This window comes from Streptomyces canus, assembly GCF_001514145.1.
Classification (GTDB): domain Bacteria; phylum Actinomycetota; class Actinomycetes; order Streptomycetales; family Streptomycetaceae; genus Streptomyces; species Streptomyces canus.
Genome location: NZ_KQ948657.1, coordinates 859,385 through 880,461, shown reverse-complemented (window position 1 = coordinate 880,461; position 21,077 = coordinate 859,385). Strand labels below are relative to the sequence as shown.

Sequence of the window (21,077 nt, the reverse complement as noted above, 5' to 3'; positions counted from 1 at the left end):
CGGCCCCGTGAGGTACGACCCGGGTCAGCCGAGCCCTGTCGTACAGCGCACGGCGTACGGGTCTCCCGGCTCGTCCAGTTCACGCTGGAGGCCGCCGCTCGGGGGTCGGGGGATGCGGGGCTCGCGGATGCCCCCGCCGCCCTCACCCGGACCGAGGTCGAACCACACGTACACCACCGAGTCCCGCGGCACCTCGGCACCGGCCTGCGGGTACTGGCGTACGACATAGTCGACGACGGCCTGGTGGAAGTCCTTGCGATCCGGCGCACTGACGAACAGGCCCTGCGCCTGGGCCGTCTCACGTGCGTCGACGGCCATGAGTCCGACCAGACGCGGTACGCGCACTTCGGGCGTCTTGGGTGTTATGCGCACAGATGTCACCCCCAGCGGTACCGGAAGGGTAACTCCGGCCCCGCGGCGACAGGAAGTGCCGAGTGTCTTTCTGTAACAGAACGCTACTCTGAGTGACTGATCTGCAGGGAGAGCCTGAAGCAGAGCGCCTCTTCGTTCAACCGGGGGTGTGGGAAGGTCTCCGCGAGTTCCATTCCGAGGCGCTTGGTGACCGCGATCGACCGTTCGTTGCCGGGTCTGACCATCGCCACCACGTCGGTGACGCCCGCCGCCGTGAGTCGCTCCAGGGTCATCTGCGCGGCCGCCGTGGCGTACCCCTGGCCCCAGTACGCCCGCCCGAGCCGCCACCCGATCTCGATCTCGCCCGTCGGCCCCCAGTCCTGTGGCCATGGCTGGGCACCGGTGAAGCCGATGACCTGCCCGCGCTCGTCAACCATGGTCCACAGACAGAACCCGCGCTCGGCGTCGTGCCGGCGCTGGCGCGCGGTGAGCTCCTCATAGACGTACAGCTCGGCGGACCTGCCGCCGTGGAACTCCATGACGTCCGGGTCGTCGAAGACCCGGTGCCAGGCGACGGCGTCCTCGTCGGTGGGGACGCGCAGCCGTACAACAGGCAGAGCTCGGTTCACTGGGGCAGCCCTTCAGCCGGGTGATCAATTCTGCTGAATAGACTGCCCATGTCCAGTGCCGGTCGGCACGCGGATTCAGAACTTGATTCCGAACTTGATTCCGAGCCTGGGAGATCCCGCCGTGACCGAGCCCCTGTCCGAGAACACCGCCGATGTCATCGTCGTCGGCGCGGGGCCGGCCGGCTCCACGACCGCGTACCACCTCGCCAAGTCCGGACTCGACGTGCTCCTGCTGGAGAAGACCGAGTTCCCGCGTGAGAAGGTCTGCGGAGACGGCCTCACCCCGCGTGCCACCAAACAGCTCGTGGCGATGGGCATCGACATCTCCGAAGAGGCCGGATGGCTGCGGAACAAGGGTCTTCGGATCATCGGCGGCGGCGTACGCCTCCAGCTCGACTGGCCGGATCTCGCCTCCTTCCCCGACTACGGCCTCGTCCGCAAGCGCGACGACTTCGACGAGCAGCTCGCCCGCCAGGCCCAGAAGGCCGGGGCGCGGCTGTTCGAGCGCTGCAACGTCGGTGCCCCGATCATCGACGACCGCACCGGCCGCATCACCGGTGTCCACGCGAAACTGGGTGAGGACAAGCGCGAAGTCACCTTCCACGCGCCCCTCGTGGTCGCCGCCGACGGCAACTCCACCCGGCTCTCCCTCGCGATGGGCCTGCACCGCCGCGAGGACCGCCCGATGGGCGTGGCCGTACGGACGTACTTCGAGTCCCCGCGGCACGAGGACGACTACCTGGAGTCCTGGCTGGAGCTGTGGGACCGCCGCGGCCCCGGCGAGGACCGGCTGCTGCCCGGCTACGGCTGGATCTTCGGCATGGGCGACGGCACCTCCAACGTCGGCCTCGGCGTCCTGAACACCTCCGACTCCTTCAAGGAGCTCGACTGGCGCGAGGTGCTGAAGGCCTGGTGCGCCTCGATGCCGGAGGAGTGGGGCTACACCCCGGACAACATGACCGGCCCGATCCGCGGCGCCGCCCTGCCGATGGCCTTCAACCGCCAGCCGCACTACACCAAGGGCCTGCTCCTGGTCGGCGACGCCGGCGGCATGGTGAACCCCTTCAACGGCGAAGGCATCGCCTACGCCATGGAGTCCGGCCAGATCGCCGCCGACGTCATCGTCCAGGCCCACGCCCGCTCCACCCCCGCGGGGCGCGAAATGGCCCTGCAGCGCTACCCGCGCGTCCTCAAGGACACCTACGGCGGCTACTACACGCTGGGCCGCGCCTTCGTGAAGCTCATCGGCAACCCGAAGGTCATGAAGATCGCGGCCCAGCGCGGCCTGACCCACCCGCTGCTCATGAAGTTCACCCTCAAGATGCTCGCCAACCTCACCGACCCCACGGGCGGCGACGCGATGGACCGGATCATCAACGGGCTGAGCAAGGTGGCGCCGAAGGCGTGACGGGAGCCCCTCGGACGGAGCACCGTGGAGGGATGGACGTAGGGGTCGCGTTACCCGTGTTCGTCATCCTCATCGCGGTGTCGGTGTGGGCGCTGGTCCACTCCCTCAGGCGCTGACAGTGCCCTGACCGCCGTTCAGCGCCTCGATGTTGGCCGCCCGGCGGGCGAACACCTCGTCCCGCCGGTCCGCCACCTGCCGCAGCGCCTCCTTCCGGTCCCGCTTGGACAGCCGGTCCAGATACACGTGCCCGTTCACATGGTCGGTCTCGTGGGCCAGGCAGCGCGCGAAGTACCCGGTCCCCTCGATCACGAGAGGGGCGCCGTCTTTGTCGAACCCGTGGACCACGGCCCGGTCCGGGCGCGGTACGTCCATGACGGCGCCCGGCACCGACAGGCACCCCTCGCTGTCCTCGAGCAGCCTGCGCCCGGCCGGGTCGACCTGCTCGAGCACCGGGTTGACGATGTGCCCGACATGCCGGACCCCGTCGTCGTCCGGGCAGTCGTAGACGAAAAGCCGCAGATCGACGTCGACCTGGTTGGCCGCGAGGCCGGCCCCGTCCGCGATGTACATCGTGAGGAACATGTCGTCGATCAGCGCGGCGAGATCGGGCCCGAACTCGGTCACGTCCCGGCACGGCTTGTGCAGCACCTCCTCGCCGACCTCGGTGATGCGCCGGACCTGCCCGCGCCGGGCCTCGGGGGCGAGAGGCGGATACGAGTCGGTGGGCCTGCCCTGAACGAACACACTGGGCATGGTGATGTCTCCTGTTCGATGTGGGTTGTGAGGATGCCGAGAACACATCCAACAGCCCCAGGAGCAGACCGGCCACACCCGCTGACGGTTCCTGACGGGGGCCGGGGGAGCGGCCGTCGGGTGAGGAGCCGTGGGGGTGGGCAGAGCGGGCGCCAAGCCTCCGGCAACCGCCCCACGGCGCGCACAGCGGTCCCGGCTCGCGGTCAACGCGCTGCTGGACGCGGACAATTCGGACGCCGAGCGGAGAGCGAACCCCCTGAAACGGGTCGACGAGCTGCGCCACCGCCTTGGACGAAGCAGCGGGGCCGCAGCCCCCGAGCGGCTGCGGCCCCATCAAGCTGTTCCGGTGTCAGAGCACCCGCACCGCTCCGGTCGGCGGGTCGTAGGACAGCGGCTTCTCGGCGACACCCGTCGAGGGGTTCTGCGCGCCGACGAACATACCGTCGCCGACGTACACCGCCACGTGGTACGCGCTGCCCGCGCCGCCCCAGTACAGGATGTCGCCCGGCTGGAGGTTGCTCAGTGAGACCTGGGTACCCGCGGTCGACTGGTCCTGCGAGACACGCGGCAGGTCGACGCCGATCTGGCTGAACGCGGCCTGGACGAGGCCCGAGCAGTCCCAGGAGTTGGGGCCGGTGCCGCCGGAGACGTAGGCGTCACCGACCTGTGCCTTCACGAAGGCGATGACGGCCGCGGCCGAACCGGTGGCGGTGGACGAGCTCGTGGAGACACTGGCGCTCGCCGAGGCGGACAGCGTGGTCCGTTCGGCGCTGCGCGAGGCGGCTTCCTCGGCTGCGGCCTTGCGGGCCTCCTCGGCCTTCTTCTTGGCCTCCGCCTTCTTCTTGGCCTCCGCGAGGTCCGCCTTGGCCTGCTTCGCGGCCTTTGCGGCGGCCGCGTCACGCTCGGCCTGCAGCTGGTAGTTGGCGGCCGCCTGCTGCATCGCGTCGGCGGACTCGGCGACCTGGCTGCCCAGATCGGCCGACAGGGTGGGCAGTTCGAGGGTCTGCGTCGTCGACTCGGCGGCGAACGCCGAAGCCGACGCGCCCGCCGCTGCCATGCTGAGCACGCCACCGGCGACGCCGGCGCGGACGGCGATCGAAGTCGTCGCGCTGCGGCGGGGTTTCCGGTGACTGCGTATGTGAGCGGTGTGGGACATGAGACCAACTGGTATCAGGGGCTCCTCCATACCTTCAAGAAACGTGTGCTGCGCCACAGTTGTTCAATCGGTGGCCCGAATCTCCGGTGCCCCACTCTTTATTGACGCCGTAACGGACATTGCGGACGCTCGTGATCAAGCCTGTGATCATGGCCTTTCGCTGTTACGCCCTAATTGCCCCGCATCTACCATCGGTTGAGGCCGATGGCCAAGCCCCCTTCTTAGGAACCTCTCATGTGTGTGGTGGAGGTCACGCAACGGTTACGGCGGCGGCTGCGTCCGGAGGTGGCCGGTGCTCGTGAATGTGTGCACGCGTCCACATCGGTCCTCGCGGGTCCCACTGAGGTGTGAATGCGGTCCTCTATCAAGCACTCGCGTCCAGCACCAATTTGCATGCAGGGGAAGTCTCTTGATATGGAGACGCCTCTTCCGACCTGCGCCGACTAGCGGAAATGTCACCTCTGGTGATCACTTGGACGCTTCTCGTGTGAAGATCACCACCGATCCGACGTCATGATCCTTCGTCTGGTGGTGGAGATCACAAAGCTTGTGCAATACCCCGTGTCGCAGATCACAGACCGGCAGGCATAGGATGCGGGTCAGTTGGGCTTGTGACCTGCTTCACATGTTCGCGATCTTCGTCGAGACGGACGGAGGTCAGAGGGACGTGTGAGTCGGGTGTGAGTCCGATGCCATCGCCAGCAGTCAGTGCCGACTGAGAGGAGCGAGGAGCGGTGAACGCTTATGCGCCCATCCTCGTACTGGGAGCCCTCGGGGCAGGCTTTGCGATCTTCTCCGTGGTCATGGCCACGCTGATCGGTCCGAAGCGGTACAACCGGGCCAAGCTCGAGGCCTACGAGTGCGGGATCGAGCCGACCCCCACGCCGGCCGGCGGCGGGCGCTTCCCCATCAAGTACTACCTGACGGCGATGCTCTTCATCGTCTTCGACATCGAGATCGTCTTCCTCTACCCCTGGGCCGTCACCTTCGACGCCCTGGGTGTTTTCGGGCTCGTGGAGATGCTGCTCTTCGTGCTCACCGTCTTCGTCGCGTACGCGTACGTATGGCGGCGCGGCGGCCTGGAATGGGACTGAGGGGCCTTTAACTCATGGGACTCGAAGAAAAGCTGCCGAGCGGCTTCCTGCTGACCACCGTCGAGCAGGCCGCGGGCTGGGTGCGTAAGTCGTCCGTCTTCCCGGCCACCTTCGGCCTGGCCTGCTGTGCCATCGAGATGATGACCACGGGCGCCGGACGCTACGACCTGGCCCGCTTCGGCATGGAGGTCTTCCGCGGCTCACCCCGCCAGGCGGACCTCATGATCGTCGCCGGCCGGGTCAGCCAGAAGATGGCGCCGGTGCTCCGGCAGGTCTACGACCAGATGCCGAACCCCAAGTGGGTCATCTCCATGGGGGTCTGCGCCTCCTCGGGCGGCATGTTCAACAACTACGCGATCGTGCAGGGCGTCGACCACATCGTCCCGGTCGACATCTATCTGCCCGGCTGCCCGCCACGGCCCGAGATGCTGATGGACGCGATCCTCAAGCTCCATCAGAAGATCCAGACCTCCAAGCTCGGCGTGAACGCCGAGGAGGCGGCCCGCGAGGCGGAGGAGGCGGCGCTCAAGGCCCTGCCCACGATCGAGATGAAGGGGCTGCTGCGGTGAGCGACGCGAACGGCACGAGCAACGGCGCGGGCGGGGCGTCGAACGGGGTGAACCCCGAGAAGGACCTCGCCGCCTCCAACCTCCCCGGCCAGCGCGGCGACGGCGGTGAGGAGATCCGCGTCCAGCGCGGCATGTTCGGCGCCAACAACGGCGGCGACACCTCCGGCTACGGCGGCCTGGTCCGCTCGGTCCGCCTCCCGGGACCGGCGGCCCGCCCCTACGGCGGATGGTTCGACGAGGTCGCCGACGAGCTGGAAGGCGCCCTGGAGGAGCAGGGACTGCTCCCCGGCAACGCGATCGAGAAGACGGTCGTCGACCGCGACGAGATCACCTTCCACATCGAGCGCGAGCACCTGCTCCGCGTCGCCCGCACCCTGCGCGACGACCCGGCCCTGCGCTTCGAGCTCTGCACCGGCGTCAGCGGGGTCCACTACCTCCACGACAAGGGCCGCGAGCTGCACGCCGTCTACCACCTGCGCTCGATCACCCACAACCGGCTGATCCGCCTGGAGGTCAGCGCTCCGGACGCCGACCCGCACATCCCGTCCCTGGTCTCCGTGTATCCGACCAACGACTGGCACGAGCGCGAGACCTACGACTTCTTCGGGATCGTCTTCGACGGTCACCCGGCCCTGACGCGGATCATGATGCCGGACGACTGGCAGGGCCATCCGCAGCGCAAGGACTACCCCCTCGGCGGCATCCCCGTCGAGTACAAGGGCGCCCAGATCCCGGCTCCGGACCAGCGGAGGTCGTACTCATGAGCACGCAGCACGCAACTCCGCGTGAGACCACCGAGGGCACCGTGTACACGGTCACCGGTGGCGACTGGGACGAGGTCGTCCAGTCCGCGGCCCGCGCCGACGACGAGCGCATCGTCGTCAACATGGGCCCGCAGCACCCCTCCACCCACGGAGTGCTCCGCCTGATCCTGGAGATCGACGGCGAGACGGTCACCGAGGCCCGCTGCGGCATCGGCTACCTGCACACCGGCATCGAGAAGAACCTCGAGTTCCGCACGTGGACGCAGGGCACCACGTTCGTGACGCGCATGGACTACCTGACGTCCTTCTTCAACGAGACCGCCTACTGTCTCGCCGTCGAGAAACTCCTCGGCATCGAGGACCAGATCACCGAGCGGGCCGAGATCATCCGGGTGCTCCTGATGGAGCTGAACCGGCTCTCCTCGCACCTGGTGTGCATCGCCACCGGCGGCATGGAACTCGGCGCCACCACGATCATGATCTACGGATTCCGTGATCGTGAAATGATTCTCGACATCTACGAGCTCATCACGGGCCTGCGGATGAACCACGCGTACATCCGCCCCGGCGGACTCGCGCAGGACCTGCCGCCCGGCGCGGTGGACCACATCCGCGAGTTCGTGAAGAAGATGAAGAAGAACCTCCCGGAGTACGACAAGCTCGCCACCGGGAACCCCATCTTCAAGGCCCGCATGCAGGACGTCGGCTACCTCGACCTGGCGGGCTGCATGGCCCTCGGCGCCACCGGTCCGATCCTGCGCTCCACCGGCCTGCCGCACGACCTGCGCAAGTCGCAGCCCTACTGCGGCTACGAGAACTACGAGTTCGACATCCCGACCGCCGACACCTGCGACTCCTACGGCCGCTTCCTCATCCGGCTCGAGGAGATGCGCCAGTCGCTCAGGATCGTCGAGCAGTGTCTGGACCGGCTGCAGCCCGGCCCGGTCATGGTCGCCGACAAGAAGATCGCCTGGCCCGCCCAGCTCGCCCTGGGTCCTGACGGGCTCGGCAACTCCCTCGACCACATCAAGAAGATCATGGGCACCTCCATGGAGGCCCTGATCCACCACTTCAAGCTGGTCACCGAGGGCTTCCGCGTCCCGCCGGGACAGGCGTACGTGGCCGTCGAGTCGCCCAAGGGCGAACTCGGGGTGCACGCCGTGTCCGACGGCGGCACCCGCCCCTTCCGGGTCCACTTCCGGGACCCGTCCTTCACCAACCTTCAGGCCATGGCGGCGATGTGCGAGGGCGGCCAGGTCGCCGACGTCATCGTCGCTGTCGCGTCCATTGACCCCGTGATGGGAGGCGTCGACCGGTGACCACCAGTTCTTCCGAGCGGGGCGTCAGCCTGGGCATGCCCGAACTGCCCGCGCCCGCGTACCCGGACGACGTTCGAGAGAGGCTCGAGACGGACGCGCGCGAGATCATCGCCCGCTACCCGGACTCCCGCTCGGCGCTCCTGCCGTTGCTGCATCTCGTGCAGTCGGAGGAGGGGCACGTCACGCGCACCGGAATGCGGTTCTGCGCGGACGTGCTGGAGCTGACCACGGCCGAGGTCACCGCGGTGGCCACCTTCTACACCATGTACCGGCGCAAGCCCTCGGGTGACTACCAGGTGGGTGTGTGCACCAACACCCTCTGCGCGGTGATGGGCGGCGACGCGATCTTCGCGGAGCTCCAGGAGCACCTGGGCGTCGGCAACGGCGAGACCACCGACGACGGCAAGGTCACCCTGGAGCACATCGAGTGCAACGCGGCCTGCGACTTCGCGCCGGTCGTGATGGTCAACTGGGAGTTCTTCGACAACCAGACCCCGGCGAGCGCGAAGGCCATGGTCGACGACCTGCGCGCGGGCCGTCCGGTGGAGCCCACGCGCGGGGCCCCGCTGTGCACCTTCAAGGAGACCGCGCGGATCCTCGCCGGTTTCCCCGACGAGCGGCCGGGGGCCGTCGAGGCGAGCGGCGGAGCGGGACCCGCGTCGCTGGTGGGCCTCCGCCTGGCCAGGGGAGAGACCGCACCCGCGCGCGTGGTCCATCCGCGCGACGGCGCACCGCAGGACCGGGACGTCCACGAGCCGTCCCCGTCGGAGCACCTGAGCTCACACGACGCGCCACAGGACACGTCGGCCTCCGACCCGGCCCATCCGGCCGGGCCCGCCGCCGAGGAGGGGGAGTGATGACCTTGGCACCCGAACTGAAGGACACCAGTCCCGAGAAGCTGCTCGCACCCGTGCTGTCGGCCTTCTGGGACGAGGACAAGTCCTGGTCGCTGGACGTCTACAAGAGGCACGAGGGGTACGAGGGGCTCCGCAAGGCGCTCGCCATGTCGCCGGACGACCTGATCGCGTACGTCAAGGACTCCGGTCTGCGCGGCCGCGGCGGTGCGGGATTCCCCACGGGAATGAAATGGCAGTTCATTCCGCAGGGCGATGGAAAGCCGCACTATCTAGTTGTCAACGCCGACGAGTCGGAGCCCGGGACGTGCAAGGACATCCCGCTCCTCTTCGCGAACCCACATAGCCTCATCGAGGGCATTGTCATCGCGTGTTATGCCATCAGGTCGTCGCATGCCTTCATCTATCTGCGGGGTGAAGTCGTCCCAGTACTGCGGCGGCTGCACGCGGCCGTGAGCGAGGCCTACGCGGCCGGCTACCTCGGACAGAACATCCTGGGCAGCGGCCTCGATCTCGAACTCACCGTGCACGCGGGCGCAGGCGCGTACATCTGCGGTGAGGAGACCGCACTGCTCGACTCGCTCGAAGGCCGCCGTGGTCAACCGCGGCTCCGTCCCCCTTTCCCTGCGGTCGCGGGCCTGTATGCATGCCCGACTGTGGTGAATAACGTGGAATCGATCGCGTCGGTTCCCGCGATTCTGACCCGGGGCAAAGAATGGTTCCGGTCGATGGGCAGCGAGAAGTCCCCGGGCTTCACGCTCTACTCGCTCAGCGGCCATGTCGCCAGTCCCGGACAGTTCGAGGCCCCGCTCGGCATCACGCTGCGCCAGCTCCTGGAGATGAGCGGCGGGATGCGGCCGGGGCACCGGCTCAAGTTCTGGACGCCCGGCGGTTCCTCGACGCCGATGTTCACCGACGAGCACCTCGACGTCCCCCTCGACTACGAGGGTGTCGGCGCCGCCGGCTCGATGCTCGGCACCAAGGCCCTGCAGTGCTTCGACGAGACGACCTGTGTCGTGCGCGCCGTCACCCGCTGGACCGAGTTCTACGCCCACGAGTCCTGCGGCAAGTGCACTCCGTGCCGTGAAGGCACGTACTGGCTCGTGCAGTTGCTGCGCGACATCGAGGCCGGCAAGGGCGTCATGTCCGACCTCGACAAGCTGAACGACATCGCCGACAACATCAACGGCAAGTCGTTCTGCGCCCTCGGTGACGGCGCCGCCTCGCCGATCTTCTCCTCGCTCAAGTACTTCCGCGAGGAGTACGAGCAGCACATCACGGGCCGCGGCTGCCCCTTCGACCCGGCCAAGTCGACGGCCTGGGCCGACCGCACGGAGGTGAACGCATGACTGTGACCACCAACGCTCCCGCAGGCGGGGGAGAAGCGGCGGTCCCGCCGGAGGATCTCGTCACGCTGACGATCGACGGCGCCGAGATCAGCGTGCCCAAGGGCACCCTGGTCATCCGGGCCGCCGAAGAGCTCGGCATCGAGATCCCCCGGTTCTGCGACCACCCCCTCCTCGACCCGGCCGGCGCCTGCCGCCAGTGCATCGTCGAGGTCGAGGGCCAGCGCAAGCCGATGGCCTCCTGCACCATCACCTGCACCGACGGGATGGTGGTGAAGACCCACCTCACCTCGCCGGTCGCCGAGAAGGCCCAGCACGGTGTGATGGAGCTCCTCCTCATCAACCATCCGCTGGACTGCCCGGTCTGTGACAAGGGCGGCGAGTGCCCCCTGCAGAACCAGGCGATGTCCCACGGCCAGGCCGAGTCCCGGTTCGAGGGCAAGAAGCGGACGTACGAGAAGCCCGTCCCGATCTCCACACAGGTGCTGCTCGACCGCGAGCGGTGCGTGCTGTGCGCCCGCTGCACCCGCTTCTCCAACCAGATCGCGGGCGACCCCATGATCGAACTGGTCGAGCGGGGCGCGCTCCAGCAGGTCGGTACCGGCGAGGGCGACCCCTTCGAGTCGTACTTCTCCGGCAACACCATCCAGATCTGCCCCGTCGGCGCGCTGACGTCGGCGGCGTACCGATTCCGCTCCCGCCCCTTCGACCTGGTGTCCTCCCCGAGCGTGTGCGAGCACTGCTCCGGCGGCTGCGCCACCCGCACCGACCACCGGCGCGGCAAGGTCATGCGCAAGCTCGCGGCCAACGACCCCGAGGTCAACGAGGAGTGGATCTGCGACAAGGGGCGCTTCGCCTTCCGGTACGCGCAGCAGCGGGACCGGCTGGAGCACCCGTTGGTCCGCAACCCCGAGGGTGAGCTGGTGCCGGCCTCCTGGCCGGAAGCCCTCCAGATCGCCGCCCAGGGACTGCTCGCCTCGCGCGGCCGGGCCGGAGTCCTCACCGGCGGCCGCCTCACCATCGAGGACGCCTACGCGTACAGCAAGTTCGCGCGTGTGGCGCTCGACACCAACGACATCGACTTCCGCGCGCGCGTGCACAGCAGCGAGGAGGCCGACTTCCTGGCCGCGCGGATCGCGGGCCGCGGACGTGACCTCGACGGTACGGGCGTCACGTACTCCGCTCTGGAGAAGGCACCGGCGGTCCTGCTGGTCGGGTTCGAGGCCGAGGAGGAGGCGCCCGGCGTCTTCCTGAGGCTGCGCAAGGCCTGGCGCAAGCACGGACAGAAGGTCTTCTCGCTCGCCACCCACGCCACCCGCGGTCTGGAGAAGGCCGGCGGCACGCTGCTGCCCGCCGCTCCCGGCACCGAGACCGAGTGGCTGGACGCGCTGGCCGGCGAAGTCGGACTGGAAGGCGACGGCAGCAGGGCCGCCGAGGCGCTGCGCACCGCGGGCGCGGTGATCGTCGTCGGCGAACGGCTCGCCGCAGCGAAGGGCGGACTGACCGCCGCCGTACGGACCGCCTCCGCGACCGGCGCTCAGCTGGTGTGGATCCCGCGGCGGGCCGGAGAGCGCGGCGCCCTCGAGGCGGGCGCGCTGCCCTCGCTCCTACCGGGTGGCCGTCCGGCCACCGACCCGCGCGCGCGTGAGGAGGTCGCCTCGGTCTGGGGCGTGGCCGACCTCCCGCACCGCTACGGGCGGGACACCGGTCAGATCGTCGAGGCCGCCGCATCCGGCGAGCTCCAGGCCCTGGTGGTCGCGGGCGTCGAGCTCGCCGACCTGCCCGATCCGGCACGCGCGCGAGAAGCGTTCCAGGAGGTCGGGTTCGTGGTGTCGCTGGAGTTGCGGCCCGGTGAGGTCACCGCGCTCGCGGACGTCGTCCTGCCGGTGGCCGCGGTCGCCGAGAAGGCCGGCACCTTCCTCAACTGGGAGGGCCGGGTGCGCTTCTTCGAGGCCGCGCTCAAGCCCGACCAGATGACCCGCGGCCTCGCACCCACCGACGCACGGGTCCTCCAGATGCTGGCCGACGCCATGGACGTACACCTGGGCCTGCCCGATCTGCGCACCACGCGCGCGGAGATCGACCGGCTCGGTCCCTGGGACGGACCGTACGGCACCGAACCCCTGGAGACCGGGGCCCAGTTGCCGCGGCCCGCCGCCGGAGAGGCCGTACTGGCCGGGCACCGGCTGCTGCTCGACCAGGGTCTCCTCCAGCAGGGCGACGAGGCGCTCGCCGGGACCCGGCACGCGGCACGCGCGCGTGTGTCGGCCGCGACGGCCGCCGAGGTGGGCGTCAAGGAAGGCGACCTCCTCGCCGTGACCGGCAAGACCGGAGTCGTCGAACTGCCTCTGCAGATCACCGAGATGCCCGACCGCGTGGTCTGGCTCCCGCTGAACTCCACCGGCGGCGGCGTCGCCTCCGACGCCGGGGCCCTGCCCGGCTCCCTCGTCCGCATCGGCCCGGCCTCGCTCGCCACCGAAGCCCCCAAGGAGGTGGAGGCATGAGCCCGTACCTCGCTGCGGAAGACCTCTCGATGTTCGGCACCGACCCCTGGTGGCTCGTCGTCATCAAGGCCGTCTTCTGCTTCGCCTTCCTGATGCTGACCGTGCTGTTCTCCATCGTGTGGGAGCGCAAGGTCGTCGCCTGGATGCAGCTGCGCATCGGCCCCAACCGGCACGGCCCCTGGGGCATGCTCCAGTCGCTCGCCGACGGCATCAAGCTGATGCTCAAGGAAGACGTCATCGTCAAGCGCGCGGACAAGGTGGTGTACATCCTCGCGCCGATCGTCGCGGCCATCCCGGCCTTCATGGCGATCGCGGTGATCCCCTTCGGCCCGTCCGACAACGAGGTCTCGATCTTTGGCCACCGCACGGCGATGCAGCTCACCGACCTCCCGATCGCGATGCTCTACATCCTCGCGGTCGCCTCGGTCGGCATCTACGGCATCGTCCTGGCGGGCTGGAGCTCCGGCTCCACGTATCCGCTGCTCGGCGGTCTGCGCTCCTGCGCGCAGATGATCTCGTACGAGATCGCCATGGGCGCCGCCTTCGCCTCGGTGTTCCTCTACTCCGGGTCGATGTCCACCTCGGCGATCGTCGAGGCCCAGCAGGACCGCTGGTACATCGTCCTGCTGCCGGTCTCCTTCATCATCTACGTCATCACGATGGTCGGCGAGACCAACCGCGCCCCCTTCGACATGCCGGAGTCCGAGGGCGACCTGGTCGGCGGCTTCAACACCGAGTACTCGTCGATCAAGTTCGCGCTGTTCATGCTCGCCGAGTACGTGAACATGGTGACGGTCTCGGCCGTGACGACCACGCTCTTCCTCGGCGGCTGGCGGGCTCCCTGGCCCATCAGCACCTTCTGGGAGGGCGCGAACCACGGCTGGTGGCCGCTCCTCTGGTTCGTGATCAAGGTGCAGCTGCTGCTGTTCTTCTTCATCTGGCTGCGCGGCACGCTCCCGCGGGTCCGCTACGACCAGCTGATGAAGCTCGGCTGGAAGGTCCTCATCCCGGTCTCCGTGGTGTGGCTGATGCTCGTCGCGACCGTGCGGACCCTCCGCAACGAGAACTACGACTTCGCCGACATCGCCCTCTACGTGGGCGGCGGAGTCCTGGTCCTGCTGCTGCTCTCCTTCGTCGCCGACATGTTCCGCGAGAAGTCGAAGGCGGCAGCGCAGCCCGCCGAAGAACCGGCCGGATTCGACCCGATGGCGGGCGGATTCCCCGTCCCGCCGCTGCCCGGACAGGAGTTGCCGCCGGTACCTCGACGCCCCTCGCGCCAGGAGCGGGAGCTCATTGTCAGTGGCGGGCCCGATACTCAGAGTGACGGATCTCTGGATGGAAAGGAGGCGTCCGATGGCTGAGGAGCCCAAGGAAACCAAGCCCGGTTTCATGAACCCCGTCGCCGGCTTCGGCGTGACCTTCAAGGCCATGTTCAAGAAGCGGCTGACCGAGCAGTACCCGGAGCAGCAGAAGACCACCGCTCCGCGGTTCCACGGACGGCACCAGCTCAACCGCCATCCGGACGGCCTGGAGAAGTGCGTCGGCTGCGAGCTGTGCGCCTGGGCCTGCCCCGCCGACGCCATCTATGTGGAGGGTGCCGACAACACCGACGAGGAGCGCTACTCGCCGGGCGAGCGGTACGGCCGCGTCTACCAGATCAACTACGCCCGCTGCATCCTGTGCGGCCTGTGCATCGAGGCGTGCCCCACGCGCGCGCTGACGATGACCAACGAGTTCGAGCTGGCCGACAGCAGCCGCGCCAACCTCATCTTCACCAAGGACCAACTGCTCGCCGGCCTCGAGGACGGCATGGTCGACTCGCCCCACGCCATCTACCCCGGCACGGACGAGCAGGACTACTACCGGGGCCTGGTGACCGAGGCCGCACCCGGCACCGTCCCCCAGGTCGCCGTCTCCAAGGGCGAGGTGGTCCAGGAGGCCGACTCCACCTTCGGTGAGGACGAACCGGCGTCGGAGAAGGTGATCGGGCGATGACCGCACCCCTTCAGCTCGCCGCCACAACCACCCTGGCTGCCGGCACCTCCACCGGCGAGGCCTTCCAGTTCTGGATCCTCGGCACTGTCGCCGTGATCGGCGCCCTGTGCACCGTCTTCATGAAGAAGGCCGTGCACAGCGCGCTCTGTCTCGCCGGCACCATGATCATCCTGGCGGTGTTCTACCTCGCCAACGGCGCCTACTTCCTCGGCGTCGTACAGATCGTCGTCTACACCGGCGCGATCATGATGCTGTTCCTGTTCGTGGTGATGCTCGTTGGCGTGACCGCGGCGGACTCCCTGAAGGAGACCATCAAGGGGCAGCGCTGGCTGGCCCTGGTGTGCGGGCTCGGCTTCGGCATCCTGCTGTTCGCGGGCATCGGCAACGCCTCCCTCAACGAGTTCAACGGCCTCACCCAGGCCAACTCCGGCGGCAATGTCGAGGGCCTCGCCACCCTCATCTTCACCAAGTACGTCTTCGCCTTCGAAATCACCGGCGCTCTGCTGATCACGGCCGCCGTCGGCGCCATGGTGCTCACCCACCGCGAGCGCACCGAGCGCGCCCTGACCCAGCGTGAGATGGCCGAGAAGCGCGTCCGCGACGGCAAGCACCTCCCGCCGCTGCCCGCCCCCGGCGTCTACGCCCGGCACAACGCGGTGGACATCGCGGGCCTGCTGCCCGACGGCACCCCCTCCGAGCTCACGGTCAGCAAGATGCTGCGCCAGCGCGGTCAGATCCGTGACGTCTCCGCCGAAGCTCTCAACGACCTCAAGGCGTTGGAGCAGCGCGCGGAGGAGCGCCTGGATCGGACCGAGATCGAACCGGCCACCTTCAAGAGGGAGGCGTCGAAGTGAACCCGGTCAACTACCTCTACCTCGCCGCCCTGCTGTTCACGATCGGCGCCACCGGCGTGCTGATCAGGCGCAACGCCATCGTCGTGTTCATGTGCATCGAGCTCATGCTCAACGCCTGCAACCTCGCGTTCGTCGCCTTCTCCCGGATGCACGGCAATCTCGACGGCCAGATCATCGCGTTCTTCACGATGGTCGTCGCCGCCGCGGAGGTCGTGGTCGGGCTCGCGATCATCGTGTCGCTGTTCCGTTCCCGCCACTCGGCCTCGGTCGACGACGCCAGCCTGATGAAGCTGTAAGGGGTCGCTGAATCGTGGAGAACCTGATCGCGCTGCTCATCGCGGCGCCTCTGCTCGGAGCGGCGGTCCTGCTGACCGGCGGCCGGCGGCTGGACGCCGTCGGCCACTGGATCGGCACGATCCTCGCCGCCGTTTCCTTCGTGTTCGGCGCCATCCTCTTCGCCGACCTGCTCGGCAAGAACGCCGAGGACCGCACGCTCATCCAGCACCTGTGGACCTGGATCCCGGTCGAGGGCTTCCAGGCGGACGTCACCTTCCGCCTCGACCAGTTGTCGATGACGTTCGTGCTGCTGATCACCGGCGTCGGCTCGCTGATCCACCTGTACTCGATCGGGTACATGGAGCACGACGAGCGCCGCCGCCGCTTCTTCGGCTATCTGAACCTGTTCCTCGCGGCGATGCTGCTGCTCGTCCTCGCCGACAACTACCTGCTGCTGTACGTCGGCTGGGAGGGCGTCGGTCTCGCCTCCTACCTGCTGATCGGCTTCTGGCAGCACAAGCCGAGTGCGGCCACCGCGGCCAAGAAGGCCTTCCTGGTCAACCGCGTCGGCGACATGGGCCTGTCGATCGCGATCATGCTGATGTTCACGACGTTCGGCACCTTCGCCTTCGGCCCGGTCCTCGGCAGCCACGAGAAGCCCGGACTCGTCGAGGGCGCCTCCGAGGCCACGCTCACGGGCATCGCCCTGATGCTGCTGCTGGCCGCCTGCGGCAAGTCCGCCCAGGTGCCGCTGCAGTCCTGGCTCGGGGACGCCATGGAGGGCCCGACCCCGGTCTCGGCCCTCATCCACGCGGCGACCATGGTGACCGCGGGTGTCTATCTGATCGTCCGTTCCGCCAACATCTTCAACCTCGCTCCGGACGCCCAGCTCGTCGTCACCGTCGTCGGTGGCGTCACGCTCCTGTTCGGTGCGATCGTCGGTTGCGCGAAGGACGACATCAAGAAGGCACTGGCCGGCTCGACCATGTCGCAGATCGGCTACATGGTCCTCGCCGCGGGCCTCGGCCCCATCGGCTACGTCTTCGCGATCATGCACCTGGTGACGCACGGCTTCTTCAAGGCCGGGCTCTTCCTCGGCGCCGGCTCGGTCATGCACGGCATGAACGACGAGGTCGACATGAGGAAGTACGGCGGCCTGCGCAAGTACATGCCGGTCACCTTCGTCACCTTCGGCCTCGGCTACCTCGCCATCATCGGCTTCCCGGGCCTGTCCGGCTTCTTCTCCAAGGACAAGATCATCGAGGCCGCCTTCGCCAAGGGCGGCACCGAGGGCTGGATCCTCGGGGGCGTGGCCCTGCTGGGCGCGGCCATCACCGCCTTCTACATGACGCGCGTGATGCTGATGACGTTCTTCGGCGAGAAGCGCTGGCAGCCGGACGCCGAGGGCCACGAGCCGCACCCGCACGAGTCCCCGAAGTCCATGACGATCCCGATGATCGTGCTGGCGTTCGGATCGGTCTTCGCCGGTGGGTTCTTCAGCATCGGCGACCGCTTCCTGCACTGGCTGGAGCCGGTCACCGGGCACTCCCACGGCGACTCCCCGGTCAGCGCCCTTACCGTCACCCTCGCCACGATGGTGGTCCTGGTGATCGGCGTGGCGATCGCCTACGCCCAGTACGGCCGCCGCCCGGTCCCGGTCGTCGCCCCGCGCGGGTCGCTGCTCACCCGGGCCGCCCGGCGCGACCTGCTCCAGGACGACTTCAACCACGTCGTCCTGGTCCGCGGCGGAGAGCACCTCACGCGCTCCCTGGTCTACGTCGACCACACCCTGGTCGACGGTGTGGTCAACGGCACGGCGGCCTCGGTCGGCGGCCTCTCCGGGCGGATGCGCAAGCTGCAGAACGGCTACGCGCGGTCGTACGCGGTCTCGATGTTCGGCGGCGCGGCGATCCTCGTCGCCGCGACCCTGCTGATGAGGGCGGTCTGATACCGATGTCCTTTCCTCTGCTGACAGCGACGGCGGCGCTCCCGGCGATCGGGGCGATCGCCACGGCCGCCGTGCCGGCCGCGCGACGCACCGCCGCCAAATGGCTGGCGCTGCTCGTCTCCCTCGCCACACTCGCCCTCGCGATCATCGTCCTGGTCCGCTTCGACCCGGACGGCGCCCGCTACCAGCTCACCGAATCGCACGCCTGGATCGCGGACTTCGGGGTCCGGTACGAACTGGGCGTGGACGGCATCGGAGTGGCGCTTCTCGCGCTGACCGCGCTGCTGATCCCGTTCATCATCCTGGCGGGCTGGCACGACGCCGACCCGCTGGAGACCGGAAGCAAGCGGTGGCGGCCGACACAGGGCTTCTTCGCCCTGATCCTGGCCGTCGAGGCGATGGTGATCATCTCCTTCGAGGCCACCGACGTCTTCCTCTTCTACATCTTCTTCGAAGCCATGCTCATCCCGATGTACTTCCTCATCGGCGGCTTCGGGGACCGTGCCCACGCGGGCTCCGACGAGAAGGCGGCGGCCCAACGCTCGTACGCCGCCGTGAAGTTCCTCCTCTACAACCTGGTCGGCGGTCTGATCATGCTGGCCGCGGTGATCGGCCTCTACGTGGTCGCCGGGAACTTCAGTCTCCAGGAGATCGCCGAAGCGCGTGCCAACGGCTCGCTCGACATGGCGACGAACACCGAACGCTGGCTGTTCCTCGGGTTCTTCTTCGCCTTCGCGGTGAAGGCGCCCCTGTGGCCGCTGCACACCTGGCTGCCCAACGCGATGGGGGAGGCCACCGCCCCGGTGGCCGTGCTCATCACGGCGGTCGTCGACAAGGTGGGCACCTTCGCGATGCTCCGCTTCTGCCTCCAGCTCTTCCCGGAGGCCAGCAAGTGGGCGACGCCCGCGATCCTGGTCCTGGCGGTGATCAGCATCATCTACGGGGCGCTGCTCGCGGTCGGCCAGCGGGACATCAAGCGGCTGGTGGCCTACGCGTCGATCTCGCACTTCGGCTTCATCATCATGGGCATCTTCGCGATGACCAGCCAGGGCCAGTCCGGCGCGACGCTCTACATGGTCAACCACGGGATCTCGACGGCCGCGCTGATGCTGGTGGCCGGCTTCCTGATCTCGCGGCGCGGCTCGCGGCTCATCGCCGACTACGGCGGTGTCCAGAAGGTCGCCCCGGTGCTCGCCGGCACCTTCCTGATCGGCGGTCTGGCGACCTTGTCCCTGCCGGGACTCGCACCCTTCGTCAGTGAGTTCCTGGTCCTGGTCGGCACGTTCGCGCGCTACCCGGTGATCGGCATCATCGCGACGTTCGGCATCGTGCTCGCCGCGCTCTACACCCTCGTCCTCTACCAGCGGACGATGACGGGCCCGGTGAAGCCGGAGGTCTCCGCGATGCCCGACCTGCGCGCGCGTGAGCTCCTGGTCGTCGCCCCGCTGGTCGTCCTGTTGATCTTCCTGGGCGTCTACCCGAAGCCCGTCACGGACATCGTGAACCCGGCGGTGAAGTCGACCATGTCCGACGTACACAAGAAGGACCCCAAGCCCGAGGTGGAGGCGGCCAAGTGAGCGCAGTAGCCGTCCACAGCCTGTGGACAACCGCGGCCGACCCGATCTCCAAGATCGACGCGCCGAAGATCGAATACGGGCAATTGTCACCCACCCTGATCATCCTGGGTGCGGCGATCATCGGAGTGCTGGTCGAGGCGTTCGTCCCGCGCAAGTCCCGTTACTACGCCCAGCTGTTCGTGTCCGTCGTGGCGCTGTGCGCCGCCTTCGCGGCGGTCGTCGCCCTCGCCTCCGACGGGTACGCCACCACCAAGGCGGGCATCGCGGCGATGGGCGCGATCGCCGTCGACGGACCGGCCCTGTTCCTCCAGGGCACGATCCTGCTGGCGGGCCTGGTCGGCCTGTTCACCTTCGCCGAGCGCCGGCTCGACCCCGAGACACACGGCAACCGCGTCGACTCGTTCGCCGCCCAGGCCGCGTCCGTGCCGGGCAGTGACAGCGAGAAGGCCGCCGTGAAGGCCGGGTTCACCACCACCGAGGTGTTCCCGCTGCTGCTCTTCGCGGTCGCGGGCATGCTGATCTTCCCGGCGGCCAACGACCTGCTGACGCTGTTCGTGGCCCTGGAGGTCTTCTCGCTCCCGCTGTACCTGCTGTGCGCCCTGGCCCGCCGCAAGCGGCTCATGTCGCAGGAGGCCGCGGTCAAGTACTTCCTGCTGGGCTCGTTCGCCTCCGCGTTCACCCTGTTCGGCATCGCGCTGCTGTACGGCTACGCGGGCTCGGTGTCGTACGGCACCATCGCGAAGGTCGTCGATGGCACGATCACCACCGTGGACCCGGCGCTCGTGGACACCATGGGCAACGACGCGCTGCTGCTGATCGGCGCCGCGATGATCGTCATGGGCCTGCTGTTCAAGGTCGGCGCCGTCCCCTTCCACATGTGGACGCCGGACGTCTACCAGGGTGCGCCGACCCCGGTGACCGGCTTCATGGCGGCGGCGACCAAGGTGGCCGCGTTCGGCGCGCTGCTGCGTCTGCTGTACGTGGTCCTGCCCGGCCTGCGCTGGGACTGGCGGCCGGTGATGTGGGCCGTCGCGATCGTCACCATGCTCGGCGGTGCGATCGTCGCGATCACGCAGACCGACATCAAGCGGCTGCTGGCGTACTCGTCGATCGCGCACGCGGGATTCATCCTCGCGGGCGTCATCGCGACCACGCCGGACGGGGTGTCGTCCGTCCTCTTCTACCTGGCGGCGTACTCGTTCGTGACGATCGGCGCGTTCGCCGTGGTGACGCTGGTGCGCGACGCCGGTGGTGAGGCGACACACCTGTCCAAGTGGGCGGGCCTGGGCCGTCGTTCGCCGCTGGTGGCCGCCGTGTTCGCGGTGTTCCTGCTGGCCTTCGCCGGTATCCCGCTGACCTCCGGCTTCGCCGGGAAGTTCGCCGTGTTCAAGGCGGCGGCGGAAGGCGGCGCGGCGCCGCTCGTCGTGGTCGGTGTGATCTCGTCGGCCATCGCCGCGTTCTTCTACATCCGGGTGATCGTGCTGATGTTCTTCAGCGAGCCGCGCCCGGAGGGGCCGACGGTCGCCGTGCCGTCACCGCTGACGATGACGGCGATCGGGGTCGGCGTGGCCGTCACGCTGGTGCTCGGTGTGGCGCCGCAGTACTTCCTGGACCTGGCGAACCAGGCGGGAGTGTTCGTGCGCTGATCCGCGGTGCCTGAACCGTGTTTCATGCGGCGGG

19 protein-coding genes are annotated in these 21,077 nt (G+C 68.5%); 15 read left to right on the top strand and 4 right to left on the bottom strand.

Translation table 11 applies throughout. From position 1 onward, the window contains the following. Positions 1–24: 24 nt before the first annotated feature. Entirely contained in the window at positions 25–345 is a 321-nt protein-coding gene (locus AQJ46_RS08865; protein WP_057608010.1) for a PASTA domain-containing protein, read from the bottom strand. 110 nt (positions 346–455) lie between these two features. After that, positions 456–980 carry a GNAT family N-acetyltransferase gene (locus AQJ46_RS08860; RefSeq protein WP_059204994.1) on the bottom strand — a complete coding sequence of 175 codons (525 nt, stop codon included), beginning with the start codon at positions 978–980 and terminating at the stop codon, positions 456–458. Positions 981–1,101: 121 nt separating this feature from the next. On the opposite strand from AQJ46_RS08860, the gene AQJ46_RS08855 reads away from it, so the two are divergent. Beyond that, positions 1,102–2,388, top strand: coding sequence for a geranylgeranyl reductase family protein (locus AQJ46_RS08855; protein ID WP_057608008.1), 1,287 nt, complete (start codon positions 1,102–1,104; stop codon positions 2,386–2,388). A gap of 105 nt (positions 2,389–2,493) precedes the next feature. Here the strand turns inward: AQJ46_RS08855 and def are convergent, their stop codons facing one another. Together def and AQJ46_RS08845 are read right to left on the bottom strand one after the other, a co-directional pair. Beyond that, positions 2,494–3,141 (bottom strand): peptide deformylase, encoded by a 648-nt coding sequence (gene def, locus AQJ46_RS08850; protein ID WP_059204993.1) that lies wholly within the window; start codon positions 3,139–3,141, stop codon positions 2,494–2,496. Positions 3,142–3,490: 349 nt separating this feature from the next. After that, positions 3,491–4,297, bottom strand: a complete 807-nt coding sequence (locus AQJ46_RS08845) for a C40 family peptidase (RefSeq protein ID WP_059204992.1) — start codon at positions 4,295–4,297, stop codon at positions 3,491–3,493. Between the two features lie 734 nt (positions 4,298–5,031). On the opposite strand from AQJ46_RS08845, the gene AQJ46_RS08840 reads away from it, so the two are divergent. From AQJ46_RS08840 to nuoN, 14 genes are read left to right on the top strand one after another with little or no spacing between them, the layout of a single operon-like run. Further along, on the top strand, positions 5,032–5,391 hold the full coding sequence (locus tag AQJ46_RS08840) for an NADH-quinone oxidoreductase subunit A (protein WP_007383963.1): 360 nt from the start codon (positions 5,032–5,034) through the stop codon (positions 5,389–5,391). A 14-nt stretch (positions 5,392–5,405) separates the two neighbouring features. Next, positions 5,406–5,960 (top strand): NuoB/complex I 20 kDa subunit family protein, encoded by a 555-nt coding sequence (locus AQJ46_RS08835; protein WP_010041554.1) that lies wholly within the window; start codon positions 5,406–5,408, stop codon positions 5,958–5,960. After that, a complete protein-coding gene (locus AQJ46_RS08830) occupies positions 5,957–6,724 on the top strand; it encodes an NADH-quinone oxidoreductase subunit C (protein ID WP_059204991.1) in 768 nt (255 codons plus the stop codon). The genes AQJ46_RS08835 and AQJ46_RS08830 overlap by 4 nt, the downstream gene beginning before the upstream one ends. Beyond that, complete coding sequence (locus tag AQJ46_RS08825; RefSeq protein WP_059204990.1) at positions 6,721–8,043, top strand: NADH-quinone oxidoreductase subunit D; 1,323 nt, start codon at positions 6,721–6,723, stop codon at positions 8,041–8,043. The genes AQJ46_RS08830 and AQJ46_RS08825 overlap by 4 nt, the downstream gene beginning before the upstream one ends. Continuing rightward, the gene (nuoE, locus tag AQJ46_RS08820) at positions 8,040–8,900 is read left to right on the top strand and encodes an NADH-quinone oxidoreductase subunit NuoE (RefSeq protein WP_057608003.1); all 861 of its coding nucleotides are present in this window, start codon (positions 8,040–8,042) and stop codon (positions 8,898–8,900) included. Before AQJ46_RS08825 ends, nuoE begins: the two co-directional genes overlap by 4 nt. Continuing rightward, positions 8,900–10,246, top strand: a complete 1,347-nt coding sequence (gene nuoF / locus AQJ46_RS08815) for an NADH-quinone oxidoreductase subunit NuoF (RefSeq protein WP_057608002.1) — start codon at positions 8,900–8,902, stop codon at positions 10,244–10,246. Before nuoE ends, nuoF begins: the two co-directional genes overlap by 1 nt. Beyond that, positions 10,243–12,747, top strand: a complete 2,505-nt coding sequence (locus tag AQJ46_RS08810) for an NADH-quinone oxidoreductase subunit G (RefSeq protein ID WP_059204989.1) — start codon at positions 10,243–10,245, stop codon at positions 12,745–12,747. The genes nuoF and AQJ46_RS08810 overlap by 4 nt, the downstream gene beginning before the upstream one ends. Then, positions 12,744–14,108, top strand: a complete 1,365-nt coding sequence (gene nuoH, locus AQJ46_RS08805; RefSeq protein WP_057608000.1) for an NADH-quinone oxidoreductase subunit NuoH — start codon at positions 12,744–12,746, stop codon at positions 14,106–14,108. Before AQJ46_RS08810 ends, nuoH begins: the two co-directional genes overlap by 4 nt. Continuing rightward, a complete protein-coding gene (gene nuoI / locus AQJ46_RS08800; RefSeq protein ID WP_057607999.1) occupies positions 14,101–14,742 on the top strand; it encodes an NADH-quinone oxidoreductase subunit NuoI in 642 nt (213 codons plus the stop codon). The genes nuoH and nuoI overlap by 8 nt, the downstream gene beginning before the upstream one ends. After that, positions 14,739–15,596, top strand: coding sequence for an NADH-quinone oxidoreductase subunit J (locus AQJ46_RS08795; protein WP_059204988.1), 858 nt, complete (start codon positions 14,739–14,741; stop codon positions 15,594–15,596). The genes nuoI and AQJ46_RS08795 overlap by 4 nt, the downstream gene beginning before the upstream one ends. Next, complete coding sequence (gene nuoK / locus AQJ46_RS08790) at positions 15,593–15,892, top strand: NADH-quinone oxidoreductase subunit NuoK (RefSeq protein WP_003974374.1); 300 nt, start codon at positions 15,593–15,595, stop codon at positions 15,890–15,892. Before AQJ46_RS08795 ends, nuoK begins: the two co-directional genes overlap by 4 nt. A gap of 14 nt (positions 15,893–15,906) precedes the next feature. Further along, complete coding sequence (gene nuoL / locus AQJ46_RS08785) at positions 15,907–17,820, top strand: NADH-quinone oxidoreductase subunit L (protein ID WP_059204987.1); 1,914 nt, start codon at positions 15,907–15,909, stop codon at positions 17,818–17,820. 5 nt (positions 17,821–17,825) lie between these two features. Then, the gene (locus AQJ46_RS08780) at positions 17,826–19,397 is read left to right on the top strand and encodes an NADH-quinone oxidoreductase subunit M (protein WP_059204986.1); all 1,572 of its coding nucleotides are present in this window, start codon (positions 17,826–17,828) and stop codon (positions 19,395–19,397) included. Beyond that, positions 19,394–21,043 (top strand): NADH-quinone oxidoreductase subunit NuoN, encoded by a 1,650-nt coding sequence (nuoN, locus tag AQJ46_RS08775; RefSeq protein WP_057607995.1) that lies wholly within the window; start codon positions 19,394–19,396, stop codon positions 21,041–21,043. Before AQJ46_RS08780 ends, nuoN begins: the two co-directional genes overlap by 4 nt. The last annotated feature ends 34 nt before the right edge of the window (positions 21,044–21,077 follow it).

Excerpts from the sequence above, each read along its gene's own strand:
- def (WP_059204993.1), bottom strand. The coding sequence starts at position 3,141 with ATGCCCAGTGTGTTCGTTCAGGGCAGGCCCACCGACTCGTATCCGCCT.
- AQJ46_RS08845 (WP_059204992.1), bottom strand. The coding sequence starts at position 4,297 with ATGTCCCACACCGCTCACATACGCAGTCACCGGAAACCCCGCCGCAGC.
- AQJ46_RS08835 (WP_010041554.1), top strand. The coding sequence starts at position 5,406 with ATGGGACTCGAAGAAAAGCTGCCGAGCGGCTTCCTGCTGACCACCGTC.
- AQJ46_RS08825 (WP_059204990.1), top strand. The coding sequence starts at position 6,721 with ATGAGCACGCAGCACGCAACTCCGCGTGAGACCACCGAGGGCACCGTG.
- nuoF (WP_057608002.1), top strand. The coding sequence starts at position 8,900 with ATGACCTTGGCACCCGAACTGAAGGACACCAGTCCCGAGAAGCTGCTC.
- AQJ46_RS08810 (WP_059204989.1), top strand. The coding sequence starts at position 10,243 with ATGACTGTGACCACCAACGCTCCCGCAGGCGGGGGAGAAGCGGCGGTC.
- nuoH (WP_057608000.1), top strand. The coding sequence starts at position 12,744 with ATGAGCCCGTACCTCGCTGCGGAAGACCTCTCGATGTTCGGCACCGAC.
- nuoI (WP_057607999.1), top strand. The coding sequence starts at position 14,101 with ATGGCTGAGGAGCCCAAGGAAACCAAGCCCGGTTTCATGAACCCCGTC.
- AQJ46_RS08795 (WP_059204988.1), top strand. The coding sequence starts at position 14,739 with ATGACCGCACCCCTTCAGCTCGCCGCCACAACCACCCTGGCTGCCGGC.
- AQJ46_RS08780 (WP_059204986.1), top strand. The coding sequence starts at position 17,826 with ATGTCCTTTCCTCTGCTGACAGCGACGGCGGCGCTCCCGGCGATCGGG.